The organism is Archaeoglobus sp. (assembly GCF_017656475.1).
Taxonomy (GTDB): domain Archaea; phylum Halobacteriota; class Archaeoglobi; order Archaeoglobales; family Archaeoglobaceae; genus Archaeoglobus.
This window is the reverse complement of the sequence record NZ_JACDNT010000008.1, coordinates 18,134-32,198: the sequence shown is the minus strand read 5'-3', so window position 1 is coordinate 32,198 and position 14,065 is coordinate 18,134. Positions and strand designations below refer to the sequence as shown.

Sequence of the window (14,065 nt, the reverse complement as noted above, 5' to 3'; positions counted from 1 at the left end):
TGCTGATTTATCCCAATGCTCTCAATAGCAATACCCTCCTCCTCTCTAATCAACGAGAGGGATGAAAAGATCAAGACATATAAGGTGGGCATGATAGCGAGAGCAGCGGCAGTTTTCAGAGTAGATGAGATAATAATATATTACGACCCAATACTTGATGAGTCTGACTTCATTGCCGAAATACTCGAATACCTCGAAACACCGCAGTATCTGAGAAAACAGCTTTTTCCTCTCAAAAAATCATTGAGGTATGCCGGTTTGCTTCCTCCTCTCGCCATCCCCTCCCACACGTCGAAACATTTAAAAGTCGGTGAAGTGAGGGAGGGCGTTGTAAGACACGTTGCCCCTGACGGGACGCGATGGGTGGATGTTGGCATCGATGCCCTGGCGCCCCTGAAAAGTGATGCGGAAAAGGGCGCCCGCGTGACCGTCAGGATCTGTTCGAAGACGCCGTTGCGGGTGGAAGAAGCGGAGCCCCAGGAGTATTGGGGTTACAGAGTGAAAAAGCTCCGGTTGGAGGAGCTCGTAAAGAGGGAAAATCTGGTGGTAACCTCACGAAAGTGTGAGGTTGTGAAACCACCAGCGTTAAGACGGGACGTTACGATCGTATTCGGAAATCCGGAAGAGGGTGTGTTTGAAATCGCGAAAAGGTTGGGGATCAAGATGGAGGCAGAGTGCTGGAATGTGGTGCCGAATCAGGGAACGAAAACCGTGAGGTTAGAGGAGGCTATCTTTGCGACTCTTTCACTTGTTAATTTTGCAGACTACTGGGGTGGTTTGGAATGAAGTATCACAGACCGAGAAGGGGTTCTTTAGCGTTTTCTCCAAGAAAAAGGGCAAAGAGCATCGTTCCGAGAATAAGGTCGTGGCCAGAGTGCGATACGGTGAGGATGCAAGGATTCGCAGGCTACAAAGCAGGGATGACACACGTGGTGATGATAGACGACAGAAAGAACTCTCCCACCTACGGTGAGGAGGTTGTGGTTCCCGTTACGGTAATAGAGACGCCACCGATGAAGGTTGCAGCGGTGAGGGTTTACAAGAAGACGCAGTACGGAATGCAGATTGCAGCAGAGGTCTGGAGCAACAACTTGGATGATTTCCTCGACAGGAGGTTGAATCTTCCCAGAAAGGAGCCCGATGTTGAGAAGCTCAAGAAAGCGGTTGAAAACGGTGCTTCGGAGGTGAGGGTTGTAACCTACACGCAGCCGTATCTCATCACGGGAGTTCCGAAGAAAGTTCCTGACGTTATGGAGCACAAAATTGGAGGAAATGTTGAAGAGGCTCTCGATTACGCAATATCCAAGCTTGGTGGCGAAATAAAAGTTTCCGAAGTTTTTGATGAGGGTGCGATTATCGATGTTATAGCTGTCACGAAGGGCAAGGGATTCCAGGGGCCTGTAAAGAGGTGGGGTGTGATTACGCTGGATGCAAAGCATGCGAGGAGCAGCAAGCACAGAAGAGTTGGGAACCTCGGCCCGTGGAACCCCCACCACGTGAGATGGACGGTTCCGCAGGCGGGACAGATGGGATTCCACCAGAGAACCGAGTATAACAAAAGGCTGATCAAGATAGGAGAGAACGGAGAGGAGATCACACCAAAAGGAGGTTTTCTGCATTACGGTGTAATCAGAACTCAGTACGTCCTTGTGACTGGTTCGGTTCCGGGGCCGGTTAAGAGGTTGATAAGAATGAGGGATGCAATCAGGCCACCAAAGGCGGAGTTTGATGGTGTGAATATCGTTTACGTAAGTACGACATCCAAGCAGGGGAGATGAGTATGAAGGCAAAGGTCTTGAGCCTGAAGGGAGAAGTAACAGAGGAAATAGAGCTTCCTGAGGTATTCTCGGAAGAGTTCAGACCAGACATAATCAAAAGAGCTGTGCTGGCCATTCAATCTCACCGCAGGCAGCCCTACGGGCCGAATCCGCTGAGTGGTGTTGACTACTCATGGGAGAACTGGGGACCGGGACATGGATACGCAAGAGTTCCGAGATGGAAGCTCGGCAGAAGGGCGGTAGTTGTTCCTCAGGCTGTTGGAGGAAGAAGAGCTCACCCACCAAAGCCGGAGAGGAAGTGGGCAGAGAAAATCAACAAGAAAGAAATGAGGAAGGCTCTTAGGTCAGCAATTGCCGCTACCGCCAACGAGGAGATTGTGAAGCAGAGAAACCACCTGTTTGACGGAGAGCTGCCAAAAATCGTGACCGATGAGATTGAGTCTGTAAATAGAACAAAGGACGTTGCAGAGGTTTTCAAGGCGATTGGTGTTTACGCTGATGTTGAGAGAGCAAAGGATAGGAAGAGGTACAGAGCTGGCAAAGGAAAGATGAGAGGAAGAAGATACGTCAAAAAGAGGAGTGTTCTGCTCGTCGTTGGCAGGGATGGTGGAGTTGTAAAGGCTGCGAAGAACTTGCCGGGTGTTGATGCAGTCCTTGTTAAGGACTTGAATGTAGAACTTCTCGCCCCCGGCTGCCATCCGGGAAGATTGACTGTATGGACGAAATCTGCAGTTGTATATCTGGGTGAGTGGTTATGCTGATTAAATGCTTCCTTGTAACGGAAAAGAGCGTTGCAGAGCTTGAGAAGAACGTTCTGACGGCAATAGTGGATATAAGAGCGAGAAAAGAGCAAATCAAGAGGGAGATCGAAAAGCTGTTCGACGTTGAAGTGGAGAGGGTGAACACGCTGATAACCCCAAAGGGTGAGAAGAAAGCCTACATCAAGCTGAAGCCCGATTATTCGGCTGAGGAAATTCTTTCCAAACTCGGAGTGTTCTGAGGTGGTGATGTATGGGTAAAAGAATAATCTCTCAGAATAGAGGAAAAGGAACCCCAACATACAGGGCTCCCTCTCATAAGTATAAGACAGACGCAAAGCTTCTGAAATTTGGAGAAGAGGTAATTGAGGCGAGGGTTATTGACATTCAGCACGATTCTGCAAGAAACGGTCCTGTTGCTCTGGTTAGACTCCCTGATGGTTCTGAAACTTACATTCTTGCAGTTGAAGGTCTTGGGACTGGTGATGTTATTTACGCTGGCGATCAGGTTGAGATTGCATCCGGGAACACGACTTATCTGAAAAACATTCCCGAGGGAACTCCGGTTTGCAACATCGAAGCTCAGCCTGGTGATGGTGGAAAGTTTATCAGGGCAAGTGGAACTTTCGGATTTGTTGTTTCAAGAGAGGCTGATAAGGTTCTCGTTCAGATGCCTTCTGGAAAGCAGAAGTGGTTCCATCCGAACTGCAGGGCGATGATAGGTGTTGTGGCAGGCGGAGGTAGAACTGATAAGCCATTCGTTAAGGCTGGCAAGAAGTACCATAAGATGAAGAGCAAGGCTGCAAAGTGGCCAAGGGTGAGAGGAGTTGCGATGAATGCCGTGGATCACCCCTTTGGTGGTGGTAAACATCAGCATGTTGGTAAGCCCAAGACTGTTAGCCGTAACGCTCCTCCAGGAAGGAAGGTTGGAAGTATTGCAGCCCGCAGGACGGGCGTGAGGAGGTGATAATGTGGCGTTAAAGAGTAAGGTTGTCAGACCGAGAGATTTCAAGTATCGCGGTTACACACTCGAAGAGCTTCAAAAAATGCCACTTGACGAGCTTGCAAAGCTTCTCCCGGCAAGGGAGAGGAGAAAACTAAAAAGAGGCTTCACCGAGCAGGAAGAAAAGCTCTTGAGAAAGCTCAGAAAGAAGGGACTGGCGAGGACACACTGCAGGGACATGGTAGTGCTGCCCGAGATGGTTGGAAAGGTTGTGTTTGTGCATAACGGCAAGGAGTTCGTCAGAGTGGAGATAAGGCCGGAGATGATAGGTCACAGACTGGGAGAGTTTGCACTAACCAGACGCTTCGAGAAGCACAGCGGTCCCGGTGTCGGTGCTACTAGGAGCAGTAAGTACGTGCCGCTGAAGTGATGCCTATGGCGAGAGTGAACTACGCTTACAAGCCTGAGGATGAAACGAAAGCTGCTAAAGCAATGGGCTACGAGATGCCAATCAGCTTCAAGCATGCCGTTGAAATCTGCAGGGAAATCAGGGGAAAGAAGATAGATGAGGCAATAAAACTACTTGAGGAAGTAGCTGAGATGAGAAGAGTCATTCCATTCAAAAGGCACAAGAAGAAGGTGGCGCACAGAAGGGGTTTGGAGAAGTGGTATGCAGGGAGATATCCGCAGAAGGCTGCGAAGTACGTTCTGAAGGTTCTCCAGAATCTCAGAGCAAACGCGGAGTACAAGGGTCTGGATATGGATAATCTGGTTATAGTGCACGCTCAGGCTCAGAAAGGGAGAGTTATTGAGAGATACATGCCGAGAGCGTTTGGAAGGGCAACTCCGAGATTTCAGCAGCTGACAACAGTAGAGCTTGTAGCAGAGGTGAGGTAATGGCGGTAGAGAGAAAGTTCGTTCAGGATAGGTTGAAGAAGCTGATGGTCAAGGAGTGGATCAAGGACGAAGTGAGGAGCGCAGGTTTCGGAGGAGTGGACATACTGCGAACCCCCCTCGGAACTCAGGTTACGCTGTTCGTTGAAAGGCCAGGACTGGTCATTGGAAAGGGGGGAAGGAGAATTAGAGCTTTGACGGAAAAGTTGAAGGACTTCGGTATCGAGAATCCCCAGGTTAGCGTTGACGAGGTTGAGAAGCCAGAATTCAACGCCCAGCTAATGGCTTCACTGCTTGCAAGGGCTCTGGAGAGGGGATGGTACTTCAGAAGAGCTGGCTACAGGTTCCTTTACAGAATCATGGAGGCTGGGGCGAAAGGCTGCGAGATTGAAATCAGCGGAAAGCTTGTTAGCGAGAGGGCCAGAACCGAGAAGTTCGTTGCAGGCACGATTATCCACACCGGAGATCCCGCTGAGAGCATGGTTCAGAAAGGCTTTGACATAGCCATCAAAAAGCTGGGAGTTCTTGGGGTTAGCGTGAGAATAATCCCACCCGATGTAACCTTGCCTGATGAGTTTGAAGTTAAGGATGTTAATGTGGAGCAGCTGAGGGGTGAAAGCGGTGAAGATGAAGGAGATAAGGGAGATGAGCAGGGAGGAGAAACTCAAGAAGCTGAGGGAACTGGAGCTTGAACTTCTCAAGCTCAGAACTCTCGTGAGGAGCGGCGGTGCAGTGGAAAACCCGGGAAGAATTAGCCTCATCAGAAAGGACATCGCAAGGCTGAAGACGGCATTATGCGAGGAAGGCTACAGGGTGTAGAAGTGATAGCCAGAGACTGGATTGGCCTGAAGGTGGAGGTTGTCGAGAGTCCAAACAAAAGTGAAGTGGGGATGAAGGGAGAAGTGGTTGATGAAACTCAAAACACGCTCAAAATAATGACTGAAAAAGGTTTAAAAGTCGTGGCGAAAAGAGGTAGAACCTTCAGAGTGTGGTATAAGGGTAAAATCATGAGGATAAAAGGTGATCTGATAAATTTCAGGCCGGAGGATAGGATAAAGAGAGGGTTGATGCTGCTTAAAAGAGCCAAAGGTGTGTGGATATGAGGGATATTGGTATTGACGTGAAACCTCCTGAAAGGGAATGTGAGGATAAAAACTGTCCGTTTCACGGCACGCTATCAGTGAGAGGGCAGTTGCTTCGCGGTAAGGTGGTTAAGACTTACGGAAAAACTGCAGTGATTGAAAGAGAGCTTATCAGATACGTTCCAAAGTTCGAGAGGTACATGAAGAAGAGGTCGAAGCTACACGCTCACAACCCAAGATGCATCAGAGCAAAACCGGGAGATATAGTCACGATTGGCGAGTGCAGACCGATTAGCAAGACGAAAAGCTTCGTGATTTTAGAGGTGGTAGGCAATGAAGGCAATAAGAGCTAACATTCCGAGGGCTTTGCCAACAGGAGCAAGGCTGGTTTGTGCAGATAACACGGGGGCAAGAGTGCTCGAGATCATCGCTGTTAAGGGTTACAAGGGTGTAAGGCGGAGATATCCTGCAGCAGGTGTTGGGGACATAGTTGTTGTTACGGTTAAGAAAGGCACTCCCGAAATCAGGAAGCAGGTGCACTATGCTGTTATTGTCAGGCAGAGAAAGGAGTACCGCCGCCCCGATGGGACGAGAGTGAAGTTCGAAGACAATGCGGCAGTAATAACAAACGAGAGAGGAGAGCCGAGAGGTTCTGAAATCAGAGGGGCTGTTGCAAGGGAGGCTGCAGAGCGCTTCGCGAAGATAGGTACGATTGCATCCGTTATAGTGTGAGGTGGTAAAAATGGCAGTTCCAAAGTCCAAGCAACCGAGGAAGCAGAGAAGATGGCTTTACAAGACGGCCAAGCTTCATGAAAGACACAAGCTTCTTCACACCACACTTTCGAAGGACCTCAGGAAGAAATACGGAAAGAGGGCGATAAGGGTCAGAAAGGGAGATAAAGTCAGAATTATGAGAGGTCAGTTTGCAGGCCACGAAGGAAGAGTGCTTGAAGTCGACATGAAGAGGTGCAGAATCACGGTTGATGGCGCCACCGTTACGAAGTCTGACGGAACTGAGGTTGCGGTTCCCATTCATCCGTCAAACGTCATGATCATAGACCTCGGTGAAGTTGACGAGGTCAGAAAGAAAATACTTGAGAGGTGATTGAGTTGCATCAGAAGAGACTTTCAGCTCCAAAAACATATAAAATACCGAGAAAAGTTTCAAAGTGGGTCGTAAAGCCCTCTCCAGGTCCGCACAACAAGGAAGCAATCCCGCTGCTTGTGCTTGTTAGAGACTTCCTTGAGCTGGCCGATACGGGGAGAGAGGCAAGGAGGATAATCTCGTCCGGTGAGATACTCGTTGATGGGATTGTGAGGAAGGATTACAAGTTCCCTGTGGGCCTTTTCGATGTTGTTACGATTCCGAAGCTGGAGAAGAGCTACAGAATTCTCTTCGACGAGAAGGGAAGGTACATTCCAAAAGAGGTTGAAGATGCCGACCTCAAGCTTTACAAGATAACCAACAAGACTCTTGTGAGAGGAGGAAAGGTTCAGCTCAACCTTTTCGATGGTACGAACATCCTTGGCAGCAATGAATACAAGACGAAGGATAGCATTCTTCTGAGAATTCCTGAAAAGGAGGTCGTTGACCACCTGAAGTTTGAGGAAGGCGCTCTCGTGATGATTACGGGTGGAACTCACGCTGGTGAAATAGGCAGGATCAAGAGCTACAAGATAGTTAGAAGCTCAGCCCCCAACTTAGTGACGGTTGAGGGTGAGGAGAGGGACATTACAACAATTGAAGATTATGTTTTCGTGGTGGGTAAGAAGGACAGTGACAAACCCGTGATTGACCTGGGGGTGTAAGCAATGCAGGCAGTCGAAGTTGAAAAGAAAGAGAATGAATTGAAGGAGAACCCGATGAGAGAAGTGGTACTGGATAAAGTCGTCATTAACATCGGCGTTGGTGAGAGCGGAGAGAGACACAAAAAAGCCTACAGCCTTTTAGAGGAGCTTGTTGGCCAGAAACCCGCCATAACTTATGCTAAAATGACGATCAAGAACTTCGGAATCAGAAAGGGTGAGGCGATTGGAATTAAGGTCACCCTTCGCGGTGAGAAGGCACTTAAGTTCATTAAGGATGCGCTCACCGTGAAGGAGAACAGACTGAGCAGAAAGTCTATTGGTGATGGTTATTTCGCATTTGGTATTGCCGAGCACATTGACCTGCCAGGAGTTGATTACGACCCCGATGTTGGAATTTTCGGGATGGATATATGCGTATCCCTGAAAAGGAGGGGCTACAGAGTTGCGAGAAGAAGGAGAAAGAAAGCGAAGATTGCAACATCTCACAGAGTGACCAAAGATGATACAATCCGCTGGCTTGAGTCTCTGGGGGTGATTGTAGAATGAAGAAAGAGAGAACGAAGGTTTTTGGTAGAGGGGCGAATGAGTGCAGGAGATGTGGAAGGAGGAGAGGCTTAATAAGAATGTACGGTCTGTATCTCTGCAGACAGTGCTTTAGAGAAGCTGCTGCCGAGCTTGGGTTTAAGAAGTACTGGTGATGGTTATGAGCGTCGATACTCTGTCTAATGCAATGATAGCAATAAAGAACGCTGAAATGGTTGGCGAAAAGAAGTGCGAGATAAAGCCAGCCTCGAAGCTCATCGGTAATGTGCTCAAAGTCATGAAGGATTACGGATACATCAAGGGCTTTGAGTACGTTGAGAATCACAGGGGAGGGAAGTTCATAGTTGAGCTTTCAGGGAACATCAACGATTGCGGAGCTATCAGACCAAGATTCTCATCGTCAGTTACAGAATACGAGATGTACGAGAAAAGGTATCTCCCCGCAAGGGACTTCGGAATTTTGATAGTCTCGACTACAAAGGGTGTTATGTCCCAGAAGGATGCAAGAAAGCTTAGATTAGGAGGTGTTCTCCTTGCTTACGTCTACTGAAGTTTACGAAGAAAGAGTTGTTGAAGTGCCGGAGGATGTGCAGATAACCATAGAGGGTGACAGCTTCAGAGGATACACGCTGAAGGCTGTCGGGCCAAAGGGAGAGAACACCAGATACCTGAAGTACAGAGGAGTTTTCATAGAGGTCGAAGACGGAAAAGTGAGGGTTTACACAACCTCTCCGAAGAAGACACACAAGGCGATTGTCGGAACCTTTGCAGGACACATTGAGAACCTCATAACCGGCGTCAAAGATGGTTTCGAGTATCATTTGAAGGTGGTTTATGCTCACTTCCCCATTAAGGTCAGGGTTGAGGGTAATGAGGTTATAATTGAGAACTTCATCGGTGAGAAACATCCCAGAAGGGCCAAGATAGTCGGAAGAGCACAGGTTGAAATAAAGGGTCAGGATATCTACGTAAGAGGGATTGACATAGAGGAGTGCGGCCAAACTGCAGCAAATCTTGAGCAGGCGACGAAAATTAAGCGAAAAGATCCACGTGTTTTCCAGGATGGAATTTACATCGTCAAGAAGCCCTGAGGTGATGATAATGGAGCAGAAAAGACTTCTTAAGGTTAGGAGAAGGCAGAAGGCAAGAAAGCCAGAGTTCAGAAGGTGGTGCTGGAACAAGAAGCTGAGATTGAGAAACAAAAGCTGGAGAAGGCCTAGAGGTCTGTTCAACAAGCTGAGAAGAAGATATGGGGGTAAGTGGAGTGGCAGAATTCCGGTAAACGTTGGATTCGGCTCTCCAAAAGCAGTGAGAGGTCTGCATCCGAGCGGTTATGAGGAAGTTCTCGTTTACAACCCTGCAGACTTGGATAAGATAGACAAAGAAAGACAGGCGGTCAGGATTGCATCATGTGTTGGAATGAAGAAGAGATTGGCGATTGAGGATAAAGCGAAGGAGCTGGGAATTAAGGTCCTCAATCCTTCAGGGTGATGATTATGGATTTGAGACTGCAGCGCAGACTTGCGGCATCTGTACTGAAGTGTGGTGAAAACAGGGTATGGTTCGACCCTACAGCACTGGAAGATATTGCAACAGCAGCAACAAAGGAGGACATAAGAGAACTTGTCGAGCAGGGTGTTATAAAGAGAAAACCCGTAATTGGTGTTAGCAGGGCGAGAATAAACAAGAGAAAGCTTCAGAAGAGGAAAGGAAGAAGAAGAGGCCATGGAAGCAGAAAGGGAGCCAAGGGAGCTAGAATGCCGAGGAAGAGGATGTGGATTCTCAGAATAAGGGCACTCAGAAAGGCGCTGAGGCAGATGAAAGCCGAGGGTGTTGTTGACAGGGCGACGTACAGACTTCTCTACAGAAAGGCGAAAGGTGGAGAGTTCAGGAGCGTTGCCCACCTGAAGAGTTATGTTGAGCAGATGAAGAGGTGATGAAATTGGCGAGAGGTCCGAGATACAAGGTTCCACTCAGAAGAAGAAGGGAAGGTAAGACGAACTACAGGAAGAGGTTAAAGCTCCTCCTTTCAAGGAAGCCGAGATTAGTGGTCAGGATTACCAACAGAAGAGTTATTGCTCAGATTGTGGAATACGCTCCCGAAGGGGACAAAGTAGTGGTTGGAGTCGATTCAACGATGCTGAGAGAGTATGGCTGGAAGGGGGACTTGAACAACACGCCTGCAGCCTACCTTACAGGAATCCTCATTGCCAAGAGGGCTCTTCAAAAGGGAGTTAATGAGGCTGTTCTGGACATCGGCCTCCACACACCAACAAGAGGGTCAAGAGTTTTTGCAGTGCTGAGAGGCGCTGTAGAGGGAGGACTTGACGTTCCCCACAGCGAAGAAGTTCTTCCGGATGACTCAAGAGTTAGAGGTGAGCACATCGCAGCTTATTACGAAATGAAACCTGAAATGTTTGGTGAGTATGAGAAAAGAGGATTAAAGCCCTCAGACCTTCCCGCTCACGTTGATGAAGTTAAGGAGAAGCTGATGGTGATATCATGACCGAGGATTGGGTGCCAAGAACAAAACTCGGGAGACTGGTTGCGGACGGAAAAATAAAGACCATGGATGAAGCCCTTGCGAGCAACCTTCCGCTGAAGGAGCCCGAAATAGTTGACGTGCTCCTTCCAGATTTGGAGGATGATGTTCTTGAGATTTCGATGGTGCAAAGAATGACCGACAGCGGAAGGAGGACGAAGTTCAGAGTTACCGCTGTTGTTGGCAACAGAAATGGCTACGTAGGAATTGGAACAGGAAAAGCTTCACAAGTAGCACCGGCAATTCAGAAGGCAATCAACAACGCCAAGCTTAACATCTTCAAAGTTCAGAGAGGTTGCGGCTCATGGGAGTGCGGGTGCGGTGGAGACCATTCACTTCCATTTAAAGTGACCGGAACAAGTGGAAGTGTAAGAGTCACACTAATTCCCGGGCCAAAGGGTCTTGGAATTGTGGCTGGAGACGTGGCGAAGAGAGTTATAGAGCTTGCTGGAGTGAGGGATGTCTGGAGCTTTACCAAGGGGCAGACAAAAACGACTGTAAACTTTGCAAAGGCAACCTATGAGGCATTGAAGAAGACAATGTACGTGAAGAGGTGATTGAAGATGTTTGCAGTTGTTAGGATGAGAGGAACAGTTGATGTGCATCGCAAGATAAAGGAAACGCTGAAAATGCTCAGGCTGCACAAGAAGTACCACTGCGTCGTTGTTCCGGACACACCTTCTTACAGAGGAATGCTTCAGGTTGTTAAGGATTACGTTGCGTTTGGCGAAATCAACGCAGAAACCCTTGCATTGCTTCTTAGGTTGAGAGGGAGGCTTACTGGAGACAGAAAGCTGACTGATGAGTATGTTAAGGAAAAAACTGGTTATGAGACCATTGAAGACTTTGCAAAAGCTGTTGTCGAGGGAAAGGCGAGCCTCAAAGACCTGCCGGATTTGAAGCCAGTATTCAGACTGCACCCACCGAGAAAGGGGATAAAAAACATTAAGTGGCACTACCCGAGAGGGAATTTGGGTTATCATGGGGAGGAAATTAACAAATTGCTTTACAAGATGAGGTGATTCTGATGCCAAAGAAGAAGGTGAAGAAGTTCCGCGGATCAAGAACCTTCGGCTGGGGAAGCCACAAGAAAAGAAGAGGAAGGGGTAGCAGAGGAGGAGCAGGAAATGCAGGTGTTCACAAGCACAAGTACATCAAGTTCGTCAAACTTGCAAAGAAGGGAGAGTATCTGTTTGGCAAGTATGGGTTTACAAGGCCAAAGATACTCACAAAAGAGTATCTTAACGTTCAGGCTGTAAGGGAAACTCTCAGGTGGCTCAAAAAGGAAGGAAGGCTTGACGACTACACCTACCGCTTCCTTTACTCAAGGCCTGAGCTAAATGCTGGTGACCTTGATGAAATCATCGACAGACTTGCGAGTCTGGGTCTGGCAGAAAAAGATGGGGATGTCTACAAAATAGACCTGACTGAACTCGGATACTCCAAACTGCTTGGTAGCGGAAGAGTGACAAGAAAAATCGAAGTTAAAGTCTTCGAGGCCACGCCTAAGGCTATGGAGAAGATAGAGGCTGCCGGCGGCAAGGTGGTTGCTGAGTAAAGGGGTTGGTCGAATTGGACTCAGTGATAAGAGCCTTACAACCTTATTTTGAGCGCATCCCCAGTGTTGAGAGGCCAAAGGGTCATGTCCACTTCAGAGAGAAATTTGCGTGGACTGCGGCCATACTTCTCCTGTATTTCATCCTCTCAAACGTTCCGGTTTTTGGCCTGTCTCCAGAGTCAATAGACATATTTGCCGCTTACAGGGCTCTTTTTGCTGGTGCTACGGGCTCTATTATAGCCCTTGGTATAGGGCCCATTGTTACAGCTTCAATTATCCTTCAGCTTCTTGTCGGAGCTGGTATAATACGTCTTGATTTAACCAATCCCGAAGATAGGGCCGCATACCAGGACTTCCAGCGCTTCCTCGTATTTGTAATGATAGCTGCCGAAGCACTTCCCCAGATTGCTGGAGGCCTTTTAAAGCCCGATTTAAGCCTTGCAGCCCAGCTTGGAGTCTCTCCAGGATTAATATCCTTCCTGATATTCATTCAGCTCTTCATAGGTGGAGTTCTTATCGTTTATATGGACGAGGTTGTTTCCAAGTGGGGTATTGGTAGCGGTGTTTCACTCTTCATTTTAGCCGGAATAGCTCAGTCCATCGTTATAGGACTTTTCAACTGGGTCATCCCACCGAACTCAAAGATGCCAGCAGGCATTATACCAAGGTGGATATGGATAGCTCAGAACTACCCGCTTGATCAGCTTTTCACCGGAAGCGGTCTTGCATTCCTGCTTATCCAAGGAGGAATTCTGGCTTTAATAACCACTGCTATAATAATCCTGCTCGTTGTATTCTTCGAAGGAACGAGAGTTGAAATCCCGCTCGCCCATGCAATGGCAAGAGGTGCAAGGGGAAGATTTCCAATAAAGCTTGTTTACGCCAGCGTTTTGCCCATGATATTTGTCAGAGCTTTGCAGGCGAATGTCGTAGCCTTTGGTCAGCTTCTTCACACAAGAGGAATAACGATTTTCGGGGAATTTGTGAATGGCAAAGCTGTCAGCGGGTTGATGTTTTTCCTGCAGCCAATAAGAAGTCCATACGACTGGGTACCAGCGCTGTTCAAATCTCAAGGGGCTGCATTTGCATCGATTCCGGACTGGATGATAATTCTGCACCTCATCGTTGACGCCCTGATATTAGTAGTTGGTGGCATACTCTTTGCCTGGTTCTGGGTCGAGACGAGCGGAATGGATGCAAGAACTGTCGCATCCCAGATAGCCAAGTCAGGAATGCAGGTTCCGGGGTTCAGAAAATCACCTCAGGTACTTGAGAGAGTGCTCTCCAGATACATCCCAAAGGTCACGGTTCTTGGTGGGGCAATAATCGGCATCCTGACTCTTATCGCAAACATGCTCGGAACAATTGGAAATGTCAGCGGTACAGGTTTGCTGCTGGCAGTTAGCATCGCATACAGATTCTACGAAGACTTGGCGAAAGAGCAACTCACTGAAATGCACCCGCTCATCAGAAGAATGCTCGGTGAAGAAGTATGAAGCAGGTGATTTCAAGGTTCGTAATGATACTTGGAGCTCTCCTTTTTATTGGAATACTGTTCAGCAGAGACTTTCGCCTCGAACTTGGACTGATTGTGGAGTCAGTGATGTTCCCTTTCTCTTCTTACCCATTCCACATCGTTATCCTGATAATGTCCATTCTCACTGGCATATATTCGAACCTCATTCAGAAATATACCATAAACCACAGAAGGTTGAGAGAACTGCAGGAGATTATGAGAGAGTACCAGAAAGAATACATGGAAGCGACGAAGCAGAACAACCAGTTCAAGCTAAAACAGCTTGAAGAAAAAAAGCAGGAAATTCAGCAGCTTCAGAGTGAAATGATGTCAATGCAATTCAAGCCGATGTTCTACACCTTCGTCGTTACAATCCCGATTTTTGCCTGGCTGTGGGAGAAGGCATCCGCAAGCTATGAGCTTGTCACCGGTTCAACGAGCTATGGTAACCTTACTACAAAGCTTCCAGAAACTTTTTTGAAAACCCTTAATCCAGACCTGTATATCATAAACTCACCGTTTTTAGGTCAGATCCATGTTGTAACACCGGTTCTAGTTTTCCCCTGGTGGCTTTTTTGGTATCTACTTTGTTCAATAACCTTCGGTCAGATCATAAAAAAGGTCTTGAAGGTTGGTGTTTGA

At 47.9% G+C, this 14,065-nt stretch carries 26 protein-coding genes; all 26 read left to right on the top strand.

Going from position 1 to position 14,065, the window contains the following annotated elements:
* Positions 1-15: 15 nt before the first annotated feature.
* The 26 genes from H0Z19_RS03805 to H0Z19_RS03680 all read left to right on the top strand — a co-directional run bounded on the left by H0Z19_RS03805 (position 16) and on the right by H0Z19_RS03680 (position 14,065).
* Positions 16-786 carry a putative RNA uridine N3 methyltransferase gene (locus H0Z19_RS03805; protein WP_290723989.1) on the top strand — a complete coding sequence of 257 codons (771 nt, stop codon included), beginning with the start codon at positions 16-18 and terminating at the stop codon, positions 784-786.
* Complete coding sequence (gene rpl3p / locus H0Z19_RS03800; RefSeq protein WP_290723987.1) at positions 783-1,778, top strand: 50S ribosomal protein L3; 996 nt, start codon at positions 783-785, stop codon at positions 1,776-1,778. Before H0Z19_RS03805 ends, rpl3p begins: the two co-directional genes overlap by 4 nt.
* Before the next feature lie 2 nt (positions 1,779-1,780).
* Entirely contained in the window at positions 1,781-2,539 is a 759-nt protein-coding gene (gene rpl4p / locus H0Z19_RS03795) for a 50S ribosomal protein L4 (protein ID WP_290723986.1), read from the top strand.
* On the top strand, positions 2,533-2,778 hold the full coding sequence (locus H0Z19_RS03790; protein ID WP_290723984.1) for a 50S ribosomal protein L23: 246 nt from the start codon (positions 2,533-2,535) through the stop codon (positions 2,776-2,778). The genes rpl4p and H0Z19_RS03790 overlap by 7 nt, the downstream gene beginning before the upstream one ends.
* 11 nt (positions 2,779-2,789) lie before the next feature.
* Positions 2,790-3,503: a 50S ribosomal protein L2 gene (locus tag H0Z19_RS03785; RefSeq protein WP_290723982.1), complete on the top strand. Its 714-nt coding sequence runs from the start codon at positions 2,790-2,792 to the stop codon at positions 3,501-3,503.
* Between the two features lie 79 nt (positions 3,504-3,582).
* Positions 3,583-3,909, top strand: coding sequence for a 30S ribosomal protein S19 (gene rpsS / locus H0Z19_RS03780; RefSeq protein WP_365892333.1), 327 nt, complete (start codon positions 3,583-3,585; stop codon positions 3,907-3,909).
* 5 nt (positions 3,910-3,914) lie between these two features.
* Positions 3,915-4,376 carry a 50S ribosomal protein L22 gene (gene rplV, locus H0Z19_RS03775; RefSeq protein ID WP_290723978.1) on the top strand — a complete coding sequence of 154 codons (462 nt, stop codon included), beginning with the start codon at positions 3,915-3,917 and terminating at the stop codon, positions 4,374-4,376.
* Positions 4,376-5,065, top strand: a complete 690-nt coding sequence (locus H0Z19_RS03770; RefSeq protein WP_290723976.1) for a 30S ribosomal protein S3 — start codon at positions 4,376-4,378, stop codon at positions 5,063-5,065. The genes rplV and H0Z19_RS03770 overlap by 1 nt, the downstream gene beginning before the upstream one ends.
* A complete protein-coding gene (gene rpmC / locus H0Z19_RS03765) occupies positions 5,001-5,192 on the top strand; it encodes a 50S ribosomal protein L29 (RefSeq protein WP_290723974.1) in 192 nt (63 codons plus the stop codon). The genes H0Z19_RS03770 and rpmC overlap by 65 nt, the downstream gene beginning before the upstream one ends.
* Positions 5,168-5,476, top strand: coding sequence for a ribonuclease P component 1 (gene rnp1, locus H0Z19_RS03760; protein ID WP_290723972.1), 309 nt, complete (start codon positions 5,168-5,170; stop codon positions 5,474-5,476). The genes rpmC and rnp1 overlap by 25 nt, the downstream gene beginning before the upstream one ends.
* Positions 5,473-5,808, top strand: coding sequence for a 30S ribosomal protein S17 (locus tag H0Z19_RS03755; RefSeq protein WP_290723970.1), 336 nt, complete (start codon positions 5,473-5,475; stop codon positions 5,806-5,808). The genes rnp1 and H0Z19_RS03755 overlap by 4 nt, the downstream gene beginning before the upstream one ends.
* The gene (gene rpl14p / locus H0Z19_RS03750) at positions 5,789-6,187 is read left to right on the top strand and encodes a 50S ribosomal protein L14 (RefSeq protein WP_290723968.1); all 399 of its coding nucleotides are present in this window, start codon (positions 5,789-5,791) and stop codon (positions 6,185-6,187) included. The genes H0Z19_RS03755 and rpl14p overlap by 20 nt, the downstream gene beginning before the upstream one ends.
* A 10-nt stretch (positions 6,188-6,197) precedes the next feature.
* Complete coding sequence (rplX, locus tag H0Z19_RS03745) at positions 6,198-6,560, top strand: 50S ribosomal protein L24 (protein ID WP_290723965.1); 363 nt, start codon at positions 6,198-6,200, stop codon at positions 6,558-6,560.
* A 5-nt stretch (positions 6,561-6,565) separates the two neighbouring features.
* Complete coding sequence (locus tag H0Z19_RS03740) at positions 6,566-7,264, top strand: 30S ribosomal protein S4e (protein WP_365892315.1); 699 nt, start codon at positions 6,566-6,568, stop codon at positions 7,262-7,264.
* A gap of 3 nt (positions 7,265-7,267) precedes the next feature.
* Positions 7,268-7,810: a 50S ribosomal protein L5 gene (locus H0Z19_RS03735; RefSeq protein WP_290723962.1), complete on the top strand. Its 543-nt coding sequence runs from the start codon at positions 7,268-7,270 to the stop codon at positions 7,808-7,810.
* Positions 7,807-7,962, top strand: a complete 156-nt coding sequence (locus H0Z19_RS03730; protein ID WP_290723961.1) for a 30S ribosomal protein S14 — start codon at positions 7,807-7,809, stop codon at positions 7,960-7,962. The genes H0Z19_RS03735 and H0Z19_RS03730 overlap by 4 nt, the downstream gene beginning before the upstream one ends.
* 5 nt (positions 7,963-7,967) lie before the next feature.
* Positions 7,968-8,357, top strand: coding sequence for a 30S ribosomal protein S8 (locus H0Z19_RS03725; RefSeq protein WP_290723958.1), 390 nt, complete (start codon positions 7,968-7,970; stop codon positions 8,355-8,357).
* Complete coding sequence (locus H0Z19_RS03720; RefSeq protein ID WP_365892313.1) at positions 8,341-8,898, top strand: 50S ribosomal protein L6; 558 nt, start codon at positions 8,341-8,343, stop codon at positions 8,896-8,898. Before H0Z19_RS03725 ends, H0Z19_RS03720 begins: the two co-directional genes overlap by 17 nt.
* Positions 8,899-8,908: 10 nt before the next feature.
* A complete protein-coding gene (locus tag H0Z19_RS03715; protein WP_290723955.1) occupies positions 8,909-9,298 on the top strand; it encodes a 50S ribosomal protein L32e in 390 nt (129 codons plus the stop codon).
* A 5-nt stretch (positions 9,299-9,303) separates the two neighbouring features.
* Positions 9,304-9,744, top strand: coding sequence for a 50S ribosomal protein L19e (locus H0Z19_RS03710; RefSeq protein WP_290723953.1), 441 nt, complete (start codon positions 9,304-9,306; stop codon positions 9,742-9,744).
* A gap of 5 nt (positions 9,745-9,749) precedes the next feature.
* A complete protein-coding gene (locus tag H0Z19_RS03705; RefSeq protein ID WP_365892332.1) occupies positions 9,750-10,313 on the top strand; it encodes a 50S ribosomal protein L18 in 564 nt (187 codons plus the stop codon).
* Positions 10,310-10,906, top strand: coding sequence for a 30S ribosomal protein S5 (rpsE, locus tag H0Z19_RS03700; RefSeq protein ID WP_290723950.1), 597 nt, complete (start codon positions 10,310-10,312; stop codon positions 10,904-10,906). Before H0Z19_RS03705 ends, rpsE begins: the two co-directional genes overlap by 4 nt.
* 6 nt (positions 10,907-10,912) lie before the next feature.
* Positions 10,913-11,371 (top strand): 50S ribosomal protein L30, encoded by a 459-nt coding sequence (gene rpmD / locus H0Z19_RS03695; protein WP_290723948.1) that lies wholly within the window; start codon positions 10,913-10,915, stop codon positions 11,369-11,371.
* 5 nt (positions 11,372-11,376) lie between these two features.
* On the top strand, positions 11,377-11,907 hold the full coding sequence (locus tag H0Z19_RS03690; protein WP_290723947.1) for an uL15 family ribosomal protein: 531 nt from the start codon (positions 11,377-11,379) through the stop codon (positions 11,905-11,907).
* A 14-nt stretch (positions 11,908-11,921) separates the two neighbouring features.
* Entirely contained in the window at positions 11,922-13,403 is a 1,482-nt protein-coding gene (secY, locus tag H0Z19_RS03685) for a preprotein translocase subunit SecY (protein WP_365892307.1), read from the top strand.
* Positions 13,400-14,065 carry a DUF106 domain-containing protein gene (locus H0Z19_RS03680; protein ID WP_290723945.1) on the top strand — a complete coding sequence of 222 codons (666 nt, stop codon included), beginning with the start codon at positions 13,400-13,402 and terminating at the stop codon, positions 14,063-14,065. Before secY ends, H0Z19_RS03680 begins: the two co-directional genes overlap by 4 nt.